This window comes from Streptomyces sp. NPDC031466, assembly GCF_055581265.1.
The window spans coordinates 433973-452676 of the sequence record NZ_JBVIJT010000004.1; the positions used below are offsets into that span (position 1 = coordinate 433973).

Annotated in this window: 15 protein-coding genes; 7 read left to right on the forward strand and 8 right to left on the reverse strand. The window is 74.0% G+C overall.

All coding sequences use genetic code 11. From position 1 onward, the window contains the following. Window positions 1-19 precede the first annotated feature (19 nt). Window positions 20-1507 (forward strand): GNAT family N-acetyltransferase, encoded by a 1488-nt coding sequence (locus tag ACZ5GP_RS10845; RefSeq protein ID WP_468750522.1) that lies wholly within the window; start codon window positions 20-22, stop codon window positions 1505-1507. Here the strand turns inward: ACZ5GP_RS10845 and ACZ5GP_RS10850 are convergent. After that, window positions 1413-2657: a trans-sulfuration enzyme family protein gene (locus ACZ5GP_RS10850; RefSeq protein ID WP_468750523.1), complete on the reverse strand. Its 1245-nt coding sequence runs from the start codon at window positions 2655-2657 to the stop codon at window positions 1413-1415. The genes ACZ5GP_RS10845 and ACZ5GP_RS10850 overlap by 95 nt on opposite strands. Window positions 2658-2717: 60 nt before the next feature. On the opposite strand from ACZ5GP_RS10850, the gene ACZ5GP_RS10855 reads away from it, so the two are divergent. Both ACZ5GP_RS10855 and ACZ5GP_RS10860 read left to right on the forward strand, forming a co-directional pair. Next, on the forward strand, window positions 2718-3230 hold the full coding sequence (locus ACZ5GP_RS10855; RefSeq protein ID WP_468750524.1) for an Lrp/AsnC family transcriptional regulator: 513 nt from the start codon (window positions 2718-2720) through the stop codon (window positions 3228-3230). A 35-nt stretch (window positions 3231-3265) separates the two neighbouring features. Then, on the forward strand, window positions 3266-4972 hold the full coding sequence (locus tag ACZ5GP_RS10860; RefSeq protein ID WP_468750525.1) for a DUF885 domain-containing protein: 1707 nt from the start codon (window positions 3266-3268) through the stop codon (window positions 4970-4972). Window positions 4973-5051: 79 nt separating this feature from the next. Here ACZ5GP_RS10860 and ACZ5GP_RS10865 read toward each other — a convergent pair whose 3' ends face one another. Next, window positions 5052-5588 carry a rhodanese-like domain-containing protein gene (locus tag ACZ5GP_RS10865; protein ID WP_468750526.1) on the reverse strand — a complete coding sequence of 179 codons (537 nt, stop codon included), beginning with the start codon at window positions 5586-5588 and terminating at the stop codon, window positions 5052-5054. A gap of 94 nt (window positions 5589-5682) precedes the next feature. Here ACZ5GP_RS10865 and ACZ5GP_RS10870 point away from each other — a divergent pair, with 94 nt between their 5' ends. After that, on the forward strand, window positions 5683-6129 hold the full coding sequence (locus ACZ5GP_RS10870; protein ID WP_125510884.1) for an Lrp/AsnC family transcriptional regulator: 447 nt from the start codon (window positions 5683-5685) through the stop codon (window positions 6127-6129). A gap of 53 nt (window positions 6130-6182) precedes the next feature. Here the strand turns inward: ACZ5GP_RS10870 and ACZ5GP_RS10875 are convergent, their stop codons facing one another. The 4 genes from ACZ5GP_RS10875 to ACZ5GP_RS10890 all read right to left on the reverse strand — a co-directional run bounded on the left by ACZ5GP_RS10875 (window position 6183) and on the right by ACZ5GP_RS10890 (window position 12163). Next, entirely contained in the window at window positions 6183-7094 is a 912-nt protein-coding gene (locus ACZ5GP_RS10875; protein WP_468750527.1) for a glutaminase, read from the reverse strand. A 136-nt stretch (window positions 7095-7230) separates the two neighbouring features. Then, entirely contained in the window at window positions 7231-10281 is a 3051-nt protein-coding gene (locus ACZ5GP_RS10880; RefSeq protein WP_468750528.1) for an AAA family ATPase, read from the reverse strand. Next, window positions 10278-11441, reverse strand: a complete 1164-nt coding sequence (locus ACZ5GP_RS10885; RefSeq protein WP_468750529.1) for an exonuclease SbcCD subunit D — start codon at window positions 11439-11441, stop codon at window positions 10278-10280. The genes ACZ5GP_RS10880 and ACZ5GP_RS10885 overlap by 4 nt, the downstream gene beginning before the upstream one ends. A 95-nt stretch (window positions 11442-11536) precedes the next feature. After that, window positions 11537-12163, reverse strand: coding sequence for a YigZ family protein (locus tag ACZ5GP_RS10890; RefSeq protein WP_468750530.1), 627 nt, complete (start codon window positions 12161-12163; stop codon window positions 11537-11539). Between the two features lie 160 nt (window positions 12164-12323). On the opposite strand from ACZ5GP_RS10890, the gene ACZ5GP_RS10895 reads away from it, so the two are divergent. Beyond that, the gene (locus tag ACZ5GP_RS10895) at window positions 12324-13007 is read left to right on the forward strand and encodes a 4'-phosphopantetheinyl transferase family protein (protein WP_468750728.1); all 684 of its coding nucleotides are present in this window, start codon (window positions 12324-12326) and stop codon (window positions 13005-13007) included. On the opposite strand, the gene ACZ5GP_RS10900 is transcribed toward ACZ5GP_RS10895, so the two are convergent. Both ACZ5GP_RS10900 and ACZ5GP_RS10905 read right to left on the reverse strand, forming a co-directional pair. Then, complete coding sequence (locus ACZ5GP_RS10900; protein WP_468750531.1) at window positions 12986-14608, reverse strand: amidohydrolase; 1623 nt, start codon at window positions 14606-14608, stop codon at window positions 12986-12988. The genes ACZ5GP_RS10895 and ACZ5GP_RS10900 overlap by 22 nt on opposite strands. Window positions 14609-14693: 85 nt before the next feature. Next, window positions 14694-16148, reverse strand: coding sequence for an APC family permease (locus tag ACZ5GP_RS10905; protein ID WP_468750532.1), 1455 nt, complete (start codon window positions 16146-16148; stop codon window positions 14694-14696). Window positions 16149-16722: 574 nt separating this feature from the next. On the opposite strand from ACZ5GP_RS10905, the gene ACZ5GP_RS10910 reads away from it, so the two are divergent. After that, entirely contained in the window at window positions 16723-16833 is a 111-nt protein-coding gene (locus tag ACZ5GP_RS10910) for a keywimysin-related RiPP (RefSeq protein ID WP_358584124.1), read from the forward strand. Between the two features lie 26 nt (window positions 16834-16859). After that, window positions 16860-18698 (forward strand): lasso peptide isopeptide bond-forming cyclase, encoded by a 1839-nt coding sequence (locus tag ACZ5GP_RS10915; protein WP_468750533.1) that lies wholly within the window; start codon window positions 16860-16862, stop codon window positions 18696-18698. Window positions 18699-18704: the final 6 nt, after the last annotated feature.

Here is an 18704-nt window from a genome sequence, read left to right on the forward strand (position 1 = left end):
GGTCGCCCACAGTGGTCGCATGCGAACTGAACCGACCGATGTGACCCGCACCAAGCACGGCCGCCCCGTTCATCACTGGCGGCGCGACGTGGTCGAGCTGGCCGCTCTCTTCACGGCCGTCGCGGTGGCGGACGCGGTGGCCAACATGATCGGGCACGGCCCCGACGGGCCTGCCCTGCTCGTGATCTCGGCCGTGGTACTCCTCGCCACGACCGGGTTCCACCTCTGGTGGGCACGGCGCCACAACCACGCCCCGCCGGCACCCGATATCGGCGCCCGGCCACCCGCCGAGGCGGAGCAGGCCGGGCCCGCCACCACCTCGCCGAGCAGCCACCCGGCCACGCCCGGAGCGACGACGCTGTGGCGGATGCGTACGACCGTACGGGACGAGCCGGGCTCCCTGGCCGCGCTCTGCGGGGCGCTCGCCGAGCTGGGGGTGGACATCCTGAGCCTCCAGGCACACCCCCTGGCCGTGGGCACGGTCGACGAGTTCCTGCTGCGCGCCCCAGAAGCCCTGGCCGGTGCCGAGATCACCCGGTCGATCGCCCGCGCGGGCGGCGCGGGCACCTGGATCGAACGGGCCGACACCCACGACCTGGTGGACGCCCCCACCCGCATCCTGGGCCTCGCCACCCGCACCGCGCTCGACGCCGCCGAGCTGCCGCTCGCCCTGCGACAGCTTCTCGGCCGCTGCACCATCCGTTCGCTGCCCGCCACCTCCCGAGCCGTGGGACGCCAGACCCCGACGCCGCCCGCGGCACCGGTGGACGGCGCGCTCGAAGGGACCGTGCTGCGCCTGAACGGCCCGGACGGCGAGGTGATCACCGTCGAGCGGCCCCATCTGCCGTTCACCCCGACGGAGTTCGCCCGCGCGCGTGCCCTGGTGGAACTCGACACACGACTCGGTCCGCGTGTCCCGCGCAGCCAGGACGTGCTGACCCTGCCCGAGGGCAACTCCATCACCGTGCGCCGGGCCGACACGGCCGACATCCAGGCCGCCAAGGCCATGCACGACCGCTGCTCGCAGCGCACCCTGAGCATGCGCTACCACGGCCCGGTACGGGACGCCGACCGCTATCTGGGCCACCTGCTCAGCCCGCGGTTCGGCCGCACCCTCGCGGTGCAGACGGCCTCCGGCCGCATCGTCGGCGTCGGCCATCTGCTCTGGGACGGCGACGAGACCGAGATCGCGCTGCTCGTGGAGGACGAGTGGCAGCGGCGCGGCATCGGCGGACAGCTGCTCGGCCGGCTCGTGGCGATGGCGGCCGAGGCGGGCTGCGAGAGCGTGTACGCGGTGACACAGGCGTCCAACACGGGCATGGTCGCCGCGATGCGGGGTCTCGGTCTGCCGCTCGACTACCAGATCGAGGAGGGCACGCTGGTGATCACCGCCCGCCTCGACGCGCCGTCCGTCAGCGCGCGGCAGCCGCACGGCGAGGCCCACCCGCACGAGGGGGCACGGTCGCACGACGGCCGGGCCGAGCGGCATCAGCGGGCGGAGCGCTGACCGGGCCGAGGGCCTGGTCCAGGTCGCGCCACAGGTCCTCGACGTCCTCGAGACCGCACGACATGCGCAGCAGGCGGTCGCTGACGCCGGACGAGTGCCGGTCCGCGGCGTCCACCACGCGGTGGCTGATGGACGCCGGGTGCTGGATGAGCGAGTCGACACTGCCGAGGCTGACCGCCGGGGTGATCAGCCGGACCCCGGCGATCACCTCGTGCGGGTCGCCGCACACCTCGAAGGCGACCATGGCGCCGCCGAGCCGGGGGTAGTGGACGCGCGCCACACGCGGGTCCCCGGCGAGGCGCCGCGCCAGCTCCGCCGCGTTCTCCGACGCCGCCCGCACCCGGACCGGCAGCGTGGCGAGGCCGCGCAGCAGCAGGTACCCGGCGAGCGGATGCAGCACCCCTCCGGTGGCGAACCGCACCTGGCGCAGCTGCCGCGCGAACTCCTCGTCGCACGCGACGACTCCGGCGAGGACGTCACCGTGGCCGCCCAGGTACTTCGTGGCGCTGTGCAGCACCAGGCGGGCGCCGCTCTCCGTGGGCCGCTGGAGGACGGGGGTGGCGAAGGTGTTGTCGGCGAGCAGCGGCACCTCGCCGCAGGAGTGGGCCACGGCGGCCAGGTCGAGTTCGGCGAGGGTCGGGTTGGCCGGTGACTCGACCATCACCAGACCGGTGTCGGGACGGACGGCGTCCGCGATGCCGGCCGTGTCCACCCACGTCACCTCGGTGCCGAGCAGGCCCGCCGTGAGCAGGTGGTCGCTGCAGCCGTACAGCGGCCGCACCGCCACGACGTGCCGCAGGCCGGCGGCGGCACGCACCAGCAGGACCGCGGTGAGGGCGGCCATGCCGCTGGCGAACGCGACGGCGCTCTCGGTGCCTTCGAGGCGGGCCAGCGCGGTCTCGAATCGGGCGACGGTCGGGTTGCCGAGCCGGGCGTAGACGGGCGGCCCGTCGTCGAGGACCCCCTCGGCGGCGAAGGCGTCGATGCGGGCGGCCTCGCCGCGGCTGTCGCGGGAGGGGTAGGTCGTGGAGAGGTCGATCGGCGGGGCGTGCAGGCCCAGTTCGGCCAGATCGTCCCGCCCGGCGTGCACGGCCTCGGTGGCCAGGGCACGCGGTGCCTCCCGCATGGCTTTCTCCGTGTTCGCGTCCATGCCCCACAGGCTGAACAGGACCCGGACCAACGGCGGCACATCCCGTGTTACGTTCGCCCGATGGCCGACTCTGTCGCACTGGACCCGGTGGACCTCCACATTCTGCGGCTGTTGCAGAACGACGCCCGGACCACCTACCGCGACCTCGCGGCGCAGGTCGGCGTGGCGCCGTCCACCTGCCTCGACCGGGTGGCGCGGCTGCGGCGCTCGGGGGTGATACTCGGCCACCAGCTGCGCCTGGATCCGGCGAAACTCGGGCGCGGCCTCCAAGCCCTGCTCTCGGTGCAGGTGCGGCCGCACCGCCGCGACCTCGTGGTGCCCTTCGTGGAACGGATCCGGGCCCTGCCCGAGTCGTTGTCGCTGTTCCACCTCACGGGCCCGGAGGACTTCCTGGTGCATGTGGCGGTGGCCGGCCCGGCGGATCTCCAGCGGCTCGTGCTCGACGAGTTCACGGCGCGGCGCGAAGTGGCCCGCGTGGAGACGAGGTTGATCTTCCAGCAGTGGGAGTGCGGCCCCTTGCTGCCGGCCGAGGACGCCGGCGCCGGACCACGCGAGAATCCCGCCAAACCTTGATGACGCGCACCGTCCCCTCGTACGAGGATGTCCGCATGTCAGTGACGAAGAACCCACATCCGAACGCCGGCCCCCTGCCCCGCGAGGTCGCCGACGCGTACGTCGACGAGCTCATCGCCCTCGACCCCATCACCGGCACCTACCTCGGCGTACGGGAGAGCGACAGCAGGCTCCCCGACACCTCGCCCGCCGGTCAGGAGGCGCTCGCCCGGCTGGCACGGACGACCCTCGTCCGGCTGGCCGAGGCGGAGGCCCGGCCCGGGGCGGACCGGGAGATCGAGCGCCGCTGCGGCAGGCTGCTGCGCGAGCGGCTCACCGCGGAGCTGGCCGTGCACGACGCCGGGGAGGGCCTGCGCTGGGTCGGCAATCTGCACACGGTGCCGCACCAGGTGCGGGAGATCTTCACCGTGACGCCCATGGAGACGCAGGAGGACTGGGCGGCCATCGCCGAGCGGCTGCGGGCCGTACCCACCGCCCTGGAGGGCTATCGCGCCTCACTCGAACTCGGCCTGGACCGCAAGCTGTTCGGGGCACCGCGCCCCACGGCCACGTTCGTCGAGCAGCTCACCGAGTGGGCGGGCGAACCGGGCAAGGGCGGCTGGTTCGAGGAGTTCGCCGCCGCGGGGCCGGACGCGCTGCGCTCCGAGCTGGACGACGCGGCGCGGGCCGCCACCGCCTCGGTGGTCTCGCTGCGCGACTGGATGCGGGACGTCTACGCGCCCACGATCGAGGGCTCCCCCGACACCGTGGGCCGCGAGCGCTACGCCCTGCTGTCCCGCTACTTCAACGGCACCGACCTGGACCTCGACGAGGCGTACGCGTACGGCTGGTCGGAGTTCCACCGGCTGCTCGCGGAGATGCGCACCGAGGCGGAGAAGGTCCTGCCGGGGGCCGCCACGCCCTGGGCGGCGCTGGCGCACCTGGACGAGCACGGCACGCACATCGAGGGCGTGGCGGAGGTGCGGGTGTGGCTTCAGGAGCTGATGGACGAGGCGATCGAGGCGCTGGACGGCACGCACTTCGAACTCGCCGAGCGCGTCCGCAAGGTGGAGTCCCACATCGCCCCGCCCGGCGGCGCGGCGGCCCCCTACTACACGGGCCCGTCCGAGGACTTCTCGCGCCCCGGCCGCACCTGGCTGCCGACGATGGGTGAGACCCGCTTCCCCGTCTACGACCTGGTCTCCACCTGGTACCACGAGGGTGTGCCGGGCCACCACCTCCAGATCGCCCAGTGGGCCCATGTCGCGCAGGACCTCTCCCGCTACCAGGCGACCGTCGGCACCGTCAGCGCGAACGCGGAGGGCTGGGCGCTGTACGCCGAGCGGCTCATGGACGAGCTGGGCTTCCTCACCGACCCCGAGCGCAGGCTCGGCTATCTGGACGCCCAGATGATGCGCGCACTGCGGGTCATCGTCGACATCGGCATGCACCTGGAGCTGAAGATCCCGGCGGACTCCCCCTTCCACCCGGGCGAGCGCTGGACACCGGACCTGGCCCAGGAGTTCTACGACGCGCACTGCAGCCGCCCGACGGAGTACGTGGCGAGCGAGATGACGCGCTACCTCACGATCCCGGGCCAGGCCATCGGCTACAAGCTGGGCGAGCGGGCGTGGCTGCTCGGCCGCGAGAACGCGCGCCGGCGCCACGGCGACGCGTTCGACGCGAAGGCGTGGCACATGGCGGCGCTCTCCCAGGGCTCGCTGGGTCTGGACGACCTGGTGGACGAGCTGTCCCGGCTGTGACCAGTGGATGAGCTGTCCCGGCTGTGACCAAGGGGGCGGTGGGCGGCCGTGGTTCCGCCTCCGTCCACCGCCCTCAGGGTCAGCAGCCGCAGTCGGCGGCGTCGACCGGCGCCGTGAGGCCGTCCGGGGCGCGTCGCTCCCGGCCCTCCCACGTCTCGAACGCGAAACCCTCCCGCACCCAGTACTCGAAGCCGCCGAGCATCTCCTTGACCGGGAAGCCGAGCCGGGCGAGGGCGAGGGCCGCCCGGGTGGCGCCGTTGCAGCCCGGGCCCCAGCAGTAGGTGATCACCGGCACCGACTTGTCCAGGAGCGCCTCGGCCTGCTCGGGGATGAGTGCGGTGGGCAGGTGGAGCGCGCCCGGGATGTGCCCCTGGTCCCACGACGCGGTGCTGCGGGTGTCGATCACCACGAAGCCGGGGTCGCCGCCTTCGGCGAGAGCGGCGGCCACGTCGGAGACATCGGCGTGGAAGGCGAGGTTCGCCCCGAAATACGCGGCGGCCGCGGCCGGGGAGGCGGGCGGGATCCGCAGAACGGAATTCACGGCGGCGGGGAGTGCGGCGGCGGAGGTGGCGGAAGGGAAGGAAGGGGCGCTGACCTGCACATTCGTGGTGTCCATGGCAGAAAATCTAGGTGCCGCGGCCGGAAGGCTGAAGCGGCGATCCCCGGCATCCCTCTTGATCAGCCGGGGATTTCCCTGTTTCCTCTCGGGCATGACCGGTTATTCCACGGACGCCACCGACTGGCGCATCCTCGACGTCCTCCAGCGCGAGGGCCGCGCCAGCTATGCCGAACTGGCGCGCGCCGTCTCGATGTCCGCGAGCGCCGTCACCGAGCGCGTGCGGCGCCTGGAGGAGGCGGGCGTCATCCAGGGTTACGCGGCCGTGGTCGACCCGGAGCGGCTGGGGCTGCCGATTCTCGCGTTCGTGCGGCTGCGCTACCCGACGGGGAATTACAAGCCTTTTCACGACCTGGTGGAGGCCACCCCGGAGATACTCGAGGCGCATCACGTCACCGGCGACGACTGCTTCGTGATCAAGGTCGCCGCGCGGTCGATGAACCATCTCGAAGAGGTCTCGGGCCGGATCGGCGCCCTGGGTTCGGTGACGACGAGCGTCGTCTACTCCTCTCCCCTGCCGAGACGCCCGCTGGGACGCTGACGGCGCTGTCACCTCGGGCAGGCCGGGTGCGGCGGGTGCGCCGGGTGCGGCGGCTAGAACACCGACCAGCCCGTCACGGTGGTGAAGTGGTCGAGCGCCGCCACGCCCGCCACCGAGTTGCCGTACGAGTCCAGGCCTGGGCTCCAGACGCACAGGGTGCAGCGTCCGGGGATCACCGCGACGATGCCGCCGCCGACGCCGCTCTTGCCCGGCAGCCCGACGCGGTAGGCGAAGCTGCCCGCCGCGTCGTAGGTGCCGCAGGTGAGCATGACCGCGTTGACCTGCTTCGCCTCGCGGGCGGGCAGCAGACGCGTGCCGTCGTTACGCAGCCCGTGCCGGGCGAGGAAGGCCGCCGCGAGGGCGAGGTCGCGGCAGCTCATCCGGATCGCGCACTGCCGGAAGTAGTGGTCGAGCACCGTGCTGACGGGGTTGTCGAGATTGCCGTAGCTCGCCATGAAGTGGGCCAGGGCGGCGTTGCGGTCGCCGTGCTCGGCCTCGGAGGCGGCCACCACCGGATCGAAGGCGACGTCCGGGTTGCCGCTCTCGGCGCGCAGGAACTCCAGCATCGTCGCGCCGGCGTCTCCGGTGAGGCTCTGCAGCCGGTCCGTGACGACCAGCGCGCCGGCGTTGATGAAGGGATTGCGCGGGATGCCGTTCTCGTACTCGAGCTGGACCAGCGAGTTGAAGGGGTTGCCGGACGGTTCCGTGCCGACCCGGTCCCAGATCCGCTCACCGCCCTCCGCGAGGACGAGCGCGAGGCTGAAGGCCTTGGAGATGGACTGGACGGAGAACGGCTCCTGCCAGTCCCCCACCCCGTGCACCTCGCCGTCGACGTCGGCGACCGCGATGCCGAACCGCTCGGCGTCCACGTCGGCGAGCGCCGGGATGTAGCGGGCGACCTGACCGCGGCCCACCAGCGGCCGGGCGAAGGCGGCGACTTCCTCGAGAACGGCCTGGTAGTCCACAACCTGCGCTTTCTGCCTGTACGGGGGTGGCCGTTTCGACCCGAAAATCCGCTGATTGCGGGGTATGTCGGCGGCCGCGGTCAGGATAGCGCCTGCCCGGGCCGCACCCTCGGCGGGGCCGGGCCGCCCTTCCGCCTCATCCCACGCCCCGCTGCCGCACCACCGACCCGCCCCGCCCCTTCACCACCTCCAGCTGCGCGTGCACCCGGCGGCGCAGGTCGGCGACGTGGCTGACGATGCCCACGCTGCGGTCCCGCTCACGCAGTGAGTCCAGGACGTCCAGGACCTCGTCCAGGGTCTGGTCGTCCAGGCTGCCGAAGCCCTCGTCGATGAAGAGCGTGTCCAGCCGTACGCCGCCCGCCTCGTCGGTGACGACGTCCGCGAGGCCCAGCGCCAGCGCCAGCGAGGCGAAGAACGTCTCGCCGCCCGAGAGGGTCGCCGTGTCGCGCTCCCGGCCCGTCCACGCGTCGATCACGTGCAGACCGAGGCCCGAACGCCCGCGCCCGGTACGGTCGTCGGAGTGCACGAGGGTGTAGCGCCCGGACGACATCCGACGCAGCCGGACCGTCGCGGCGGCGGCCACCTGCTCCAGGCGGGCGGCCAGCACGTACGACTCCAGACGCATCCGGCGTTCGTTGTCCGCCGAGGTACCCGCGGCGAGGCCGGCCAGCCGGGCCACGCGGTCGTGGGCGGCGCGCAGCGGCGCCAGTTCGCGCGTCGCCTCGGCCGTGCGGGCGGAGAGCCGGTCCAGTTCGGCGCAGCGGCGTGCCGCGGCGTCGCGCGCGGAGGCCGCCGTCCGCAGCCGCCGTGCCGCGGCCCCGGCCTCGGCCCGCGCCGCCGGCAGATCGGCGGGCGGCTGCCGGTCGGCGGCGGCCGTGTCCGGTTCGGCAAGGACGGAGCGCACCGCGGCCTCTTCGTCGCGCCAGGCGTCGATGCGGTGTTGCAGCTCGCGGTAGTGGGCGTCGTCGAGCAGGGCCTCGGCCGCCGCCCGCGGTGTGTCGAAGCCGGCGCGGAAGGCGGCGTCGGCCAGGCGCGCGTCCGCCGCCTTGCGGCGCTCGGCGGTGTCGTCGGCGACGCGTGCGGCGTCGGCCGCCTCGGTGAGCAGCGCGGTCTGCCGTTCGAGCTGGGCGGCGCGGGCGGCGACGCTGCCGGTGGCGCCGCGTGCCCGGGTCAACTCGGCTTCCAGCGCGTCCTGTTCGCGGTCGAGTGCTTCGCGCAGGGTGGCGCGGGACGCGGCGCGGCGGGCGGCCTTCTGCTGCTCGGCGGTCCTGCGGTCGTATTCGCGCTCGGCCCGCGCGAGCGCCTCCCGCGCGGCGTGCAGCCCTGAGGCGCGGTCGCGGGCCTCGGCGTGCGCCCGCCGCAACTCCCCCACGGTCCGGTCGAGTTCCTCGACGGTCGGTTCCGCCTCCCCGGGTTCGCCGGTGGTCCGGCGCCCCGCGCCACCGCGTGCCGCCTCCGTGGCCGCGGTCAGGGAGGCCTGGACGTCACCGAGCGCGCGCTCGGCGGCCGTGCGGGCTTCCAGCGCGGCGCGGTGGACGGTGAGCGCCTCTTCCTCGGTGCGCCGGTCCACGTGTCCGGCGCTCTTGCCGGCCGGGGCGGGGTGCTCCGTGGCCCCGCACACGGCGCACGGTTCGCCGTCCGTCAGACGCGCGGCGAGTTCGGCGGCGATGCCCGTCAGGCGCTGTTCCTTGAGAGCGAGCCAGTGCTCATGGGTGGCCCCGGCGTGTTCGCGCGCGGTCAGGGCGCGCTCGTGGGCCGCCGCCGCTTCACGGGCGAGGTGGTCGCGGCGGTGGGCGGCGTCCAGGCGGTCCTGGGCCGGTTCGAGGCGGCCCGCCAGCCGCTCGGCGTGTGTCCCGGCCTCCCGCGCGGATTCGACGCGTTCCTGGAGGGCGGCCCGGGTCCCCTCCCAGCCGTCGAGCCAGCCGGAGGCGTCCCGCAGCAGGTCGTCGTCGGCGCGCTCCTGCCGGTCCAGCGCAGCGCGTTCGGCGGCGATGTCGGCGAGCCGCTGCTCCGCGCGCCGGGCGGCGCCGAGGCCGCCCAGCTCCTCGGCCGCCTTGCGCGCGGCGGCGGCCAGCCCCGACGCGCCGGACTGCGCGAACGTCTCGGGGAGGCGGCCCCGCGCGTGTGTCTCCTCTTGGGCGGCCCGGCGGTGTTCCGCCTCGGCGGCGTCGCGCAGGGCGAGCGCGGGGGCCACGGTCTCGGCCTTGCGCGCCCGCTCCAGGCGCCGCTCGTACTCGCGCCGCTCCTCTTCGCGGGCCCGGAGCCGCGCCGCGCGCTCCCGTGCCTCGGCGAAGCGGTTCTGCAGCCGGTCGAGTTCGCGTACGTCACCGAGCCGGCGCTCGGCGGCGGCCTGCGCGGATTCGGCGGTGGTGAGGGCGCACCGCGCGATGGTGAGGCGTTCGCGGGCGCTCGCGCGGGCCACGGCGGCCCAGGAGAGGACCTCGGCGGCCAGCCCCGGGTCGCCGGGCGCGAGGTCGGGCAGGGGCAGCTCGGCTTCCCCGCCGTCGCCGGCGGCCGCCTGCTGCATGCGGTGCGCGTCGGCGAGGAGTGCCGCGTCGCCGTCCTTGACCTCGGTCTCCGTGGTGCGCCGCTGCTCGGCGAGCCGCTGCTCGACGGCGGCGAACCTGCGGGTGTCGAAGAGGCGGCCGAGCAGCTTGCCGCGCGCTTCCGCGTCCGCGCGCAGGAAACGTGCGAAGTCGCCCTGGGGCAGCAGCACGACCTGGCAGAACTGCTCCTTGCTCATGCCGAGCAGCTGGGTGATCTCCTCGCCGATCTCCTGGTGGGAGCGGCTCAGGTCCTTCCAGCCGCCCTCGGGAGTGCGCTCGCGCAGCCAGCTCTGGGCCTTGTCGGTGGTGGTGCCGGTGCCGCGCTTCTTGGGGCGTGCCCAGGGCGGCATGCGGGTGATCTCCAGGCGGCGCCCGGCGACGGTGAGTTCGAGGCACACCTCGGTGCGGGTGTCCTGCCGCGCGTGGTCGCTGCGCAGCGTCATGCCCTGTCCGCCGCCCTGGCGGGGGCCCGGCACGGAGCCGTACAGGGCGTAGCACACGGCGTCCAGGACGGAGGTCTTGCCCGCGCCGGTCGGCCCGTGCAGCAGGAAGAGGCCGGCGGCGGAGAGCTTGTCGAAGTCGATGTCCTGGGTGGTGCCGAAGGGCCCGAACGCGGTGAGGCGCAGCCGGTGGAGTCTCATCGCGCGACCTCGTGGACGGTGTCGTCGGTGCGGACGGCGTCGAAGGCGGACCGCAGGACCGTCCGCTCGTACGGGTCGGGCCCGGCGCCGCGCACATGGGCCACGAAGTCCTCGGCGATCTGCTGGTCGCTGCGGCCCTCGAGGCGCCGGGCGTAGGAGAGGTCCGGGTCGTCGGGGGCCCGGTCCGGGTCGAAGAGAAGGCTGAGGGTGTGGGGGAAGCGCGCGCAGAGCCGGGCCATGGGGTCGTCGGGGCGCACGGCGTCGGTGAGGGTGGCCTCGATCCACGCCTCCTCGTGCCGGGTGAGGGCGGGGTCGTCGAGCAGCTCGTCCAGGGTGCCCCGGATACGGGCCAGCGCGCGCGGCACCGGGCAGTCGAGACGTTCGGCCGCTATTTCCCCTTCGGGGCCGAGGTCGATCAGCCACATGCTCTTGCGGTGGTCCGCTTCGGAGAAGGAGTACGGCAGCGGCGAGCCGGAGTAGCGCACGCGCGGGCCCAGTGTCTGGCTGCCGTGCAGATGACCGAGCGCGGCGTAGTCGACGCCGTCGAAGAGCGAGGCGGGCACCGACGCCACCCCGCCGACGGTGATGTCCCGCTCGCTGTCGCTGGCCCGGCCGCCGCTGACGAAGGCGTGGGCGAGCACGACGGAGCGGGTGCCCGGCACGCGGGTGGCGAGGTCGGCCCGCACGCGGTCCATGGCGGCTGCGACGACGGCCTCGTGGCCCGCCTTGTCCACCCCGAACTCGTCCTTGACCAGGACGGGTTCGAGGTAGGGCAGGCCGTAGAACGCCACGTCCCCGTGGTCGTCGGTGAGGAGGACGGGGTCCGCGCAGGCGGCGGGGGCGGTGCGCAGGTGGATGCCGGCACGGTCGATGAGGCCCGCGCCGACGCCGAGGCGGCGTGCCGAGTCGTGGTTGCCGGAGATCATCACGGTGGGCACGCCGAGGTCCGCGAGCCGGTGCAGGGCGTCGTCGAAGAGTTCGACCGCGGCGAGCGGCGGCACCGCCCTGTCGTAGACGTCACCGGCCACCAGGACGGCGTCGACCTCGCGCTCGCGCACGGTCGCCACCAGGTGACCGATGAACGCGGCCTGGGCGTCGAGCATGTTCACGCGGTGGAACGAGCGGCCCAGGTGCCAGTCGGACGTGTGCAGCAGCCTCATGATCCCCGAGACTAACGGGCGGGTCGGACATCACGGGCGGCTACCGCCGTATCCGTACGCCTCCTGTGCCCCGGCTCCCGGGGGCACCCGCGACGTCATGCGTCCCCGTACGCCTCTCCCCCGAGTGCGAACACGGCGGTACCCGCGGTGGCGTCGGCCAGCCAGCCCCGGAAGGCGGCGACGTCGGCGTCGGGCAGAGCGATCTCGATGGTGACGGCTTCGCCGTAACGAACGTCACGCACCTCGCGGCCGGCCGACCGCAGATCGTTCTGGACCTTGCCGGCGCGCTGGTGGTCGACGGTGACGGTGGCCAGGCGGAAGCGGCGGCGGGTGACGGTGCCAAGGGCGTCGAGCGCCTCGCCGACGGCTCCTCCGTAGGCGCGGATGAGACCGCCCGCGCCGAGCTTGACGCCGCCGTAGTAGCGGGTGACGACGGCGGCGACGTAGCGCATGTCCCGGCGGGTGAGCATCTGGAGCATCGGGACGCCCGCGGTGCCGCCGGGCTCGCCGTCGTCACTGGCCCGCTGGATCGCGGCGTCGGCCCCGATGACGTACGCGAAGCAGTTGTGCGTGGCCGTCGGGTGCTCCTTGCGGACGCGCGCGACGAAGTCCTGCGCCTCCCGCTCGGTGGCCGCGGGCGCCAGGGTGCACAGGAATCGCGAGCGGTTGATCTCGGTCTCGTGCACGCCCTCGCGGGCCACTGTGCGGTACTCGTCCTGCATCACGCCAGCGTAGGCGCTCGGCGGGCGCCGCCCGAGCCGGCAGCGGCGCCGGGTGGCACACGTCACTGTCCCCGCGCGAGGGCACCCCGGCCGGGTACGGTGATCTCTCGTGACGTCCCCTTCGATATCCGTGCGCCAAGTCCCGGAATCCCCCGGCCCCTTGGCATCCCTGCTGGCCGCCGCGCCCGTCACCGTCGTCGAGACCCGTGACGACCCGGCCGACGCCGTGCTCTTCCCCGAGGAGGAGGCGGTGGTGGCGAACGCGGTGGCCAAGCGGCGCCACGAGTTCACCACCGTGCGGCACTGCGCCCGCGCCGCGCTGCGGCACATCGGCGTGCCGCCCGCCCCCATCCTGCCGGGGCAGCGGGGGGCGCCCCGCTGGCCGTCCGGGGTCGTCGGGAGCATGACGCACTGCGCGGGGTACCGCGCGGCCGTCGTGGCCCGCGCCGGCGAGGTGATCTCGCTCGGGATCGACGCGGAGCCGGGCGAGCCGCTGCGGGACCCCGATGTCCTGAACCTGATCGCCGACGAGACGGAGCGTGCCGCGCTCGCCGCGCTGGGCGCCCGGTATCCGGGCACGCCCTGGGACCGGCTGCTGTTCAGCGCCAAGGAGTCGGTCTACAAGACGTGGTTCCCCCTGACCGGGCGCTGGCTCGGCTTCGAGGACGCCCGGTTGGAGCTGGACCCGGCCGGCACGTTCACCGCGCGGCTGCTCGTGGCGGGGCCCGTGGTGGAGGGCGCCGAGCTGACGGTGTTCTCCGGCCGGTGGACGGTCCGCGACGGGGTAGCCGCCACGGCGATCGTCCTGCCGGTCGGCGTACGTCAGGCGGCCGTCGCGCGATAGGTGGGGCGGCCCGCCAGCCAGGTGCCCAGCACGCGCGCGTGGCGGATCTCCATCGGGTCGACGGTGCGCGGGTCGGCGGAGAGCAGGACCAGGTCGGCGGGGGCGCCCGGCGCGAGGTTCAGCCGCTCGTCGGCGCCCGCCTGGTGGGCGACCGCGGTGGTGGCGGCCGTCAGCGCCTGCTCGACGGTGAGCCGCTGGTGCGGGAGCCAGCCCTCTCGCGGCTCTCCCGCGAACGTGCGCCGGGTGACGGCGACTTGGACGCCTTCGAGCGGGACGTGCGAGCTGACGGGCCAGTCGCTGCCGAACGACAGGCGTACGCCGTCCCGCGCCAGCTCCCCCATGGGGTACTGGAGGTCCGCCCGGTGCGCGCCGATGCGCGGGACGGACAGCTCGGTCTGGACCGGGTCCGGCTGCGCCCACAGCGGCTCGAAGTTGGCGATGACGCCGAGCGCGGCGAACCGGGGCAGGTCGGCGGGGTCGACGAGCTGGACGTGGGTGATCACCGGGCGCCGGTCCCAGGCCGGGTTGGCCTCGCCCGCGGCCTCGATCGCGTCGAGCGCGGCGCGCACGCCCGCGTCGCCGATCGCGTGGATGTGCGTCCGGAAGCCGATGGCGTCGAAGGCCCGCACGGCCTCGGCCAGCGCGCGGGGCTCCCACACGGGCATGCCGCAGCTGTGCGGCGCGTCGAGGTAGGGGGCGAGCAGCGCGGCCGTTCCGCCCTCGATGACGCCGTCGCTGAAGAACTTCACCGTCCGCGCGCTCAGCAGGTCCCCGCCCTCGGCGGCCACCCGCGCGCGGGCCTCGACGAACGGCTCGAGCTGCGCGCGCCACCGGTCGGGGTCGGCGCGCTGGGCCAGGTCGACCCGGACGGCCAGGGCGTCGCGTCGGACGGCGGTGAGATAGGCGTCGATCATGTCCGGTTCGACCCAGGCGTCCTGGACCCAGGTGACGCCCGCGCGCGCGTACGCGTGCCCGGCGCGGCGCAGCGCCTCGACCAGTTCGTCCGTCGCGCGGGCGGGGATCTGGTCGAGCACGAGGTCGCAGGCGTGCCATTCCCGCAGTGTGCCGAGGGGTGTGCCGTCCGGGCGGCGCACGATCCGGCCGAGACGGGGCTCCGGCGTCCTCTCGCTCACCCCGGCCCTGCGCAGTGCCTCGGTGTTGCACCAGAGGGTGTGGTAGTCCTGCGCGCGCAGGACGACGGGCCGGTCGGCGACCTCGGCGTCCAGCCAGCGCGCGTCGAACGCGCCGTCGGGCGCGAGTGCGGGGTCGTAGGAGGCGCCGACGATCCACTCGGTCCCGGGGTGCTCCTTGGCCCACCGGCCGACTTCGGAGACGATCGCCGCGACGGAGTCCAGCTCCTTGATCTGCGGTCCGAAGCTCTCCAGGCCGCCGAAGAGCGGATGGGCGTGGCCGTCTCCGAAGGCGGCCATCAGCAGCCCGTCCCCGATGCGGACGACTTCGTCGGCGTCGGCGGCGAGAGCGCGTGCCTCGTCGCCGAGGGCGAGGATCCGGCCGGCCCGCACGGCGAGCGCCGTGGTGTCCCGGTGGGCGTGGCCGCCGGTGCGGGTGGGGCCGAGGAAGACCAGGGTCGTCGCCGTCATGCCGTCGATTTCTCCTTGTTCGCGTTCGGTCGGTGGGGCATCGGCGCCCGCGGTGGCGCCGCCCGGTCTGTTCGGGGGTGCGCCGTCAGGCGCGCTCGGCGTCGACGGTCGTCAGCCGCTCGTACGCCACCGGGTCGCGCCCCCTGATCCGCAGCGCCGATACCACCCCAGCGACGAACAGCGCGGGCAGGGGGAGGATCAGGGCCGCGTTCACTCCGGTGGAGGCACCCGTGAGCAGGTGGAGGTGGGCGCAGACGAGGACGATCATGACGGTGAGGCCCGCGCAGGCGAGGAGCGGGGCGACGGTGACGCGCCAGGCCGGCATCGCGCGCCGGTCCCGCCGGAAGAATCCGTGGACGGCGAGCGCGGCGAGCGCCTGCAGGAGCATCACGCCGAGGATGCCGGAGCCGTTGCTCCACAGGAACGTGACCGTGTACGGATCCGCCCCGCTGATCATCGTCACGACGATCACGGCGAGCGCGACGAGGGACTGGGCGACCACGGCGGCGCCCGGCGCCCGGGTCCTCGCGGAGACGGTGCCGAGGCGGGCGGGGAGCAGCCCTTCCCTGCCGAGCGCGTAGAAGTAGCGGGCCGCTCCGTTGTGGAAGGCCAGGGTGGCGGCGAAGGTGCTGGTGATGATCAGTACGTGCATGGAGTCGGCTGCCCAGGCCCCTGCGAAGCGTTCGGTCGCCGTGAACACCATGTCGGCGCCGCCCTCCCCGTTCGCGACCGCCCGGACGCGGTCCGCGCCGTACGCGTCGACGATCGTCCAGACGGTGAAGGTGTAGAAGAGCGCGAGGAACGCGACGGCGATGTACGTGGCGCGCGGCACCGTCCGTTCGGGCCGCCGTGCCTCCTCGGCGTAGAGGGCGGTGGCCTCGAAGCCGATGAAGGCGCCGACTGCCAGCACGAACATGCCGCCCGTCCCGGAGGCGCCGAGGTGGGCGGGCGAGAGCGTCCCGAGGTCCAGCCCCCGCGGACCGCCGCCGTCCGCGAGGACGCCCGCCTCGAAGACGAGCAGCACCAGCACTTCGAGGAGCAGGGCGATGCCGAGGACCTTGGCGCTGAGCGTGACCTTGAGGTACCCGAGCACGCCGATGGCGAGGAGCCCGCCCGATGACCAGACCCACCAGGGCACATGGGCCCCGGTCAGGTCCGCGAAGCCCCCTTCCGTGAACCAGCCGAAGGCGGCGAGCAGCCCCACCTCGATCGCGTTGTACGAGAAGAGCGCGACGCAGGCGGATCCCGCTCCCGCGGCGCGGCCGAGGCCCCGGCCGATGTACGCGTAGAAGGCGCCCGCGTTGCGCACGTAGCGGCTCATCGCGGTGAACCCCGCGGCGAAGACGATCAGCAAAAGCCCCGAGAGCAGGTAGCCGAGTGGTGCCGCCGGGCCCGCCATGCCGATGGCCAGCGGGGCCACGCCCGCCATGACCGTCAGCGGCGCGGCGGCCGCCACCACGAAGAAGACGAGGTCCCCGGTGCCGACCGCGCCCTCGCTCAGGCGATGAGTGGACGGCGCGGGGGAAGTGGGTCCGGTCACGCGTGTCCTCCCCGAGTCCGTCACCGCCGACGCGGGCGGAATCGCCGGGAGACCACACGCTCCTGCCCGGGCTCGCTGGACCGTACTCCGCGGCACGCGTGCCTGGGAAGAGGGCACCGGAGAGTGGGTCCGGGGCAGAAGCCGTGGGTCGGGGATCTCGACGGCCGCCCGGGTCACGGCGGGGGCCGAAGAAGATGGAGCGCGACGGCGCCGGCGAATGCGCCCCGGCGGCTCCCCTCCCGACCCGGCTGTCGTCCCCGTGCGACCGGACCATCGCAGGGGTTGTCCGATGCGCAGGTGGAAACGTTTTGTCTCCACTTGTCCGCCCGCGGTCGACACGTTGTCCGGTTCCGACTCGATCCGCGAGTGGCGACGCGAACACCGGCCCACATATGCCTTTTTCGTATCGTCACACTTTCTTTCATGCTCTTGCCGCACCTTCCGGTCATGCACCTAGCTGGTTGGTGCGCCCACTTCCTCGCCCCGGCCCCCGATGGGGCCAGGGCAGGCCGACGGAGCCCCAGCGCACCGCCGCCGAGGGAAGGGGTGTCGATCCGCAACCCGAGGAGGGGTCATGAAGAAGGCCTACGAAGCACCGGCACTCGTCCGGCTCGGAACGTTCCGGAAGAAGACCGGGCTCCTGGCGCGCTCCGGCAACGACCGGCTCATCCTGAGCAAGAACTGACGGAGCGACGGTTCTGACACGACGTCATGACTGAACTGCACGAGAGTGCGGGGACGGGCCCCGGCGACACGCACTTCACGGTCTTCCACGACCGTGCGGAGGCGGCCGCCGTGGCCCGCACCTTCGCCCGCCCCGGAACACGGACCCTCCACCACCCTTCAGGCCGGCCATGGCTGGTGGGCCAGTGGGACGACCAGGAGATCGTCACGGTCCGCGCCGGCCGTGCCGCGCTGGCCGTCATCGGCTGCTGTCCCGTCGAGGCCGCCGAGTTGGAGGCCCGGGCCCGGCGGCTGCGCGATCTGGCCGAACTGGACGCGTTGGCCCGCTCGCTGCCCGGCAGCTTCCACCTCGTCGCCGCCCTGGACCGGCAGCTCAGGGTGCAGGGCACCGCGTCCGGGCTCCGGCTGGTGTTCCACGCGGTCGTGGACGGGGTGCCGGTGGCCGCCACCCGTGCCGATGTCCTCGCCGCCGCGCTGGGCAGCGAACCCGATGTGGAACGGCTCGCCGTCCGGCTGCTGTGGCCGGTCCCCTACCCGCTCTTCGAGACCTCCCTCTGGCGCGAGGTCACCGCTGTCCCGCCGGACAGCGCGTTGGTCGTCGCCGCCGACGGCCGGACCGTGCGCCACTCGCGGTGGTGGCATCCGCCGCGTCCGGTCCGTACGCTCGCCGACGGCGCCCCGCTGGTGCGCGAGGCGCTCGGCGCCGCCGTGAGCGCCCGCACCCGCCGGGGAGGCGTGGTCAGCTGCGACCTGTCCGGCGGCCTGGACTCGACCTCCGTCTGTTTCCTGGCCGACCGGTCCCCGGCCAAGGTCGTGGCCAGTACCTGGCCGGGGCGCGATCCCGCCGACACCGATCTGTACTGGGCCCAGCAGGCGACGAAACATCTGCCCGACGTCGAGCACGTGGTGTGGGACGCGGACGCCTCGCCGCTGGTCTACGACGACCTCCTGGGCATCGACGACCTGCTGGACGAACCGACCATCGGCGTCATGGACCGCTCGCGGGTGCTGCGCCACCTGCCGGCGATGGCGGCGCGCGGCAGCCGGGTGCACCTGACGGGCATCGGCGGTGACCACGTGGCCTGGTGCTCCGAGGCGTACTACCACCGGCTGGCGCGCGCCCGTCCGCTCCTCGCGCTGCGGCAGCTCCGCGGTTTCCGGGCCCTGTGGCAGTGGCCGCTCGGCGGGACGGTCCGCGCCCTCGCCGACTCCCGTCCGTACGGGCGATGCCTCGCCGACGCCGCCGGTCACCTGCGCGACCCGCTCCCCGCGTCGGTCGCCACCAGCCTCGGCTGGGGCATGCCGCCGCGCCTCTTCGACTGGGTGACACCCGACGCCGGACGCATGGCCGAACGGGCGCTGCGCGAGGCCGCCTCGACGGTCGCCCCGCTGCACCCGGACCGGGGCATGCACGCCGATCTGGAGCAGATCCGCTCCTGCACCCGCATCATCCGCCAGTGGGACCGCATGGCGGCCCGCGCCGGCGTGCCGATGGCCTCGCCGTTCCTCGACGACCGCGTCATCGAGGCGTGCCTGGCGATCCGGCCGGAGGAACGCGTCACGCCCTGGGCCTACAAGCCCGTGCTCACCAGCGCGATGCGCGGCATCGTGCCCGAGGCGTGCCTGCGGCGCACCACCAAGGCCGCCGCCGCGATGGACGCCGCCGACGGTCTGCGCCGGCACCGCGCCGACCTGCTGTCCCTGTGGGAGAACTCCCGGCTGGAGGAGCTCGGCCTGGTCGACGGCGACGCGCTGCGCCGCCTCGCGCAGCGGCCCTCCGCTCCCGGGCTGCGCGACGCCATCCTGTACTCCACCATCGCCGCCGAAGTATGGCTGCGCGGCCTGTCCCCCGCCCGTACCCGTTAGGCACGC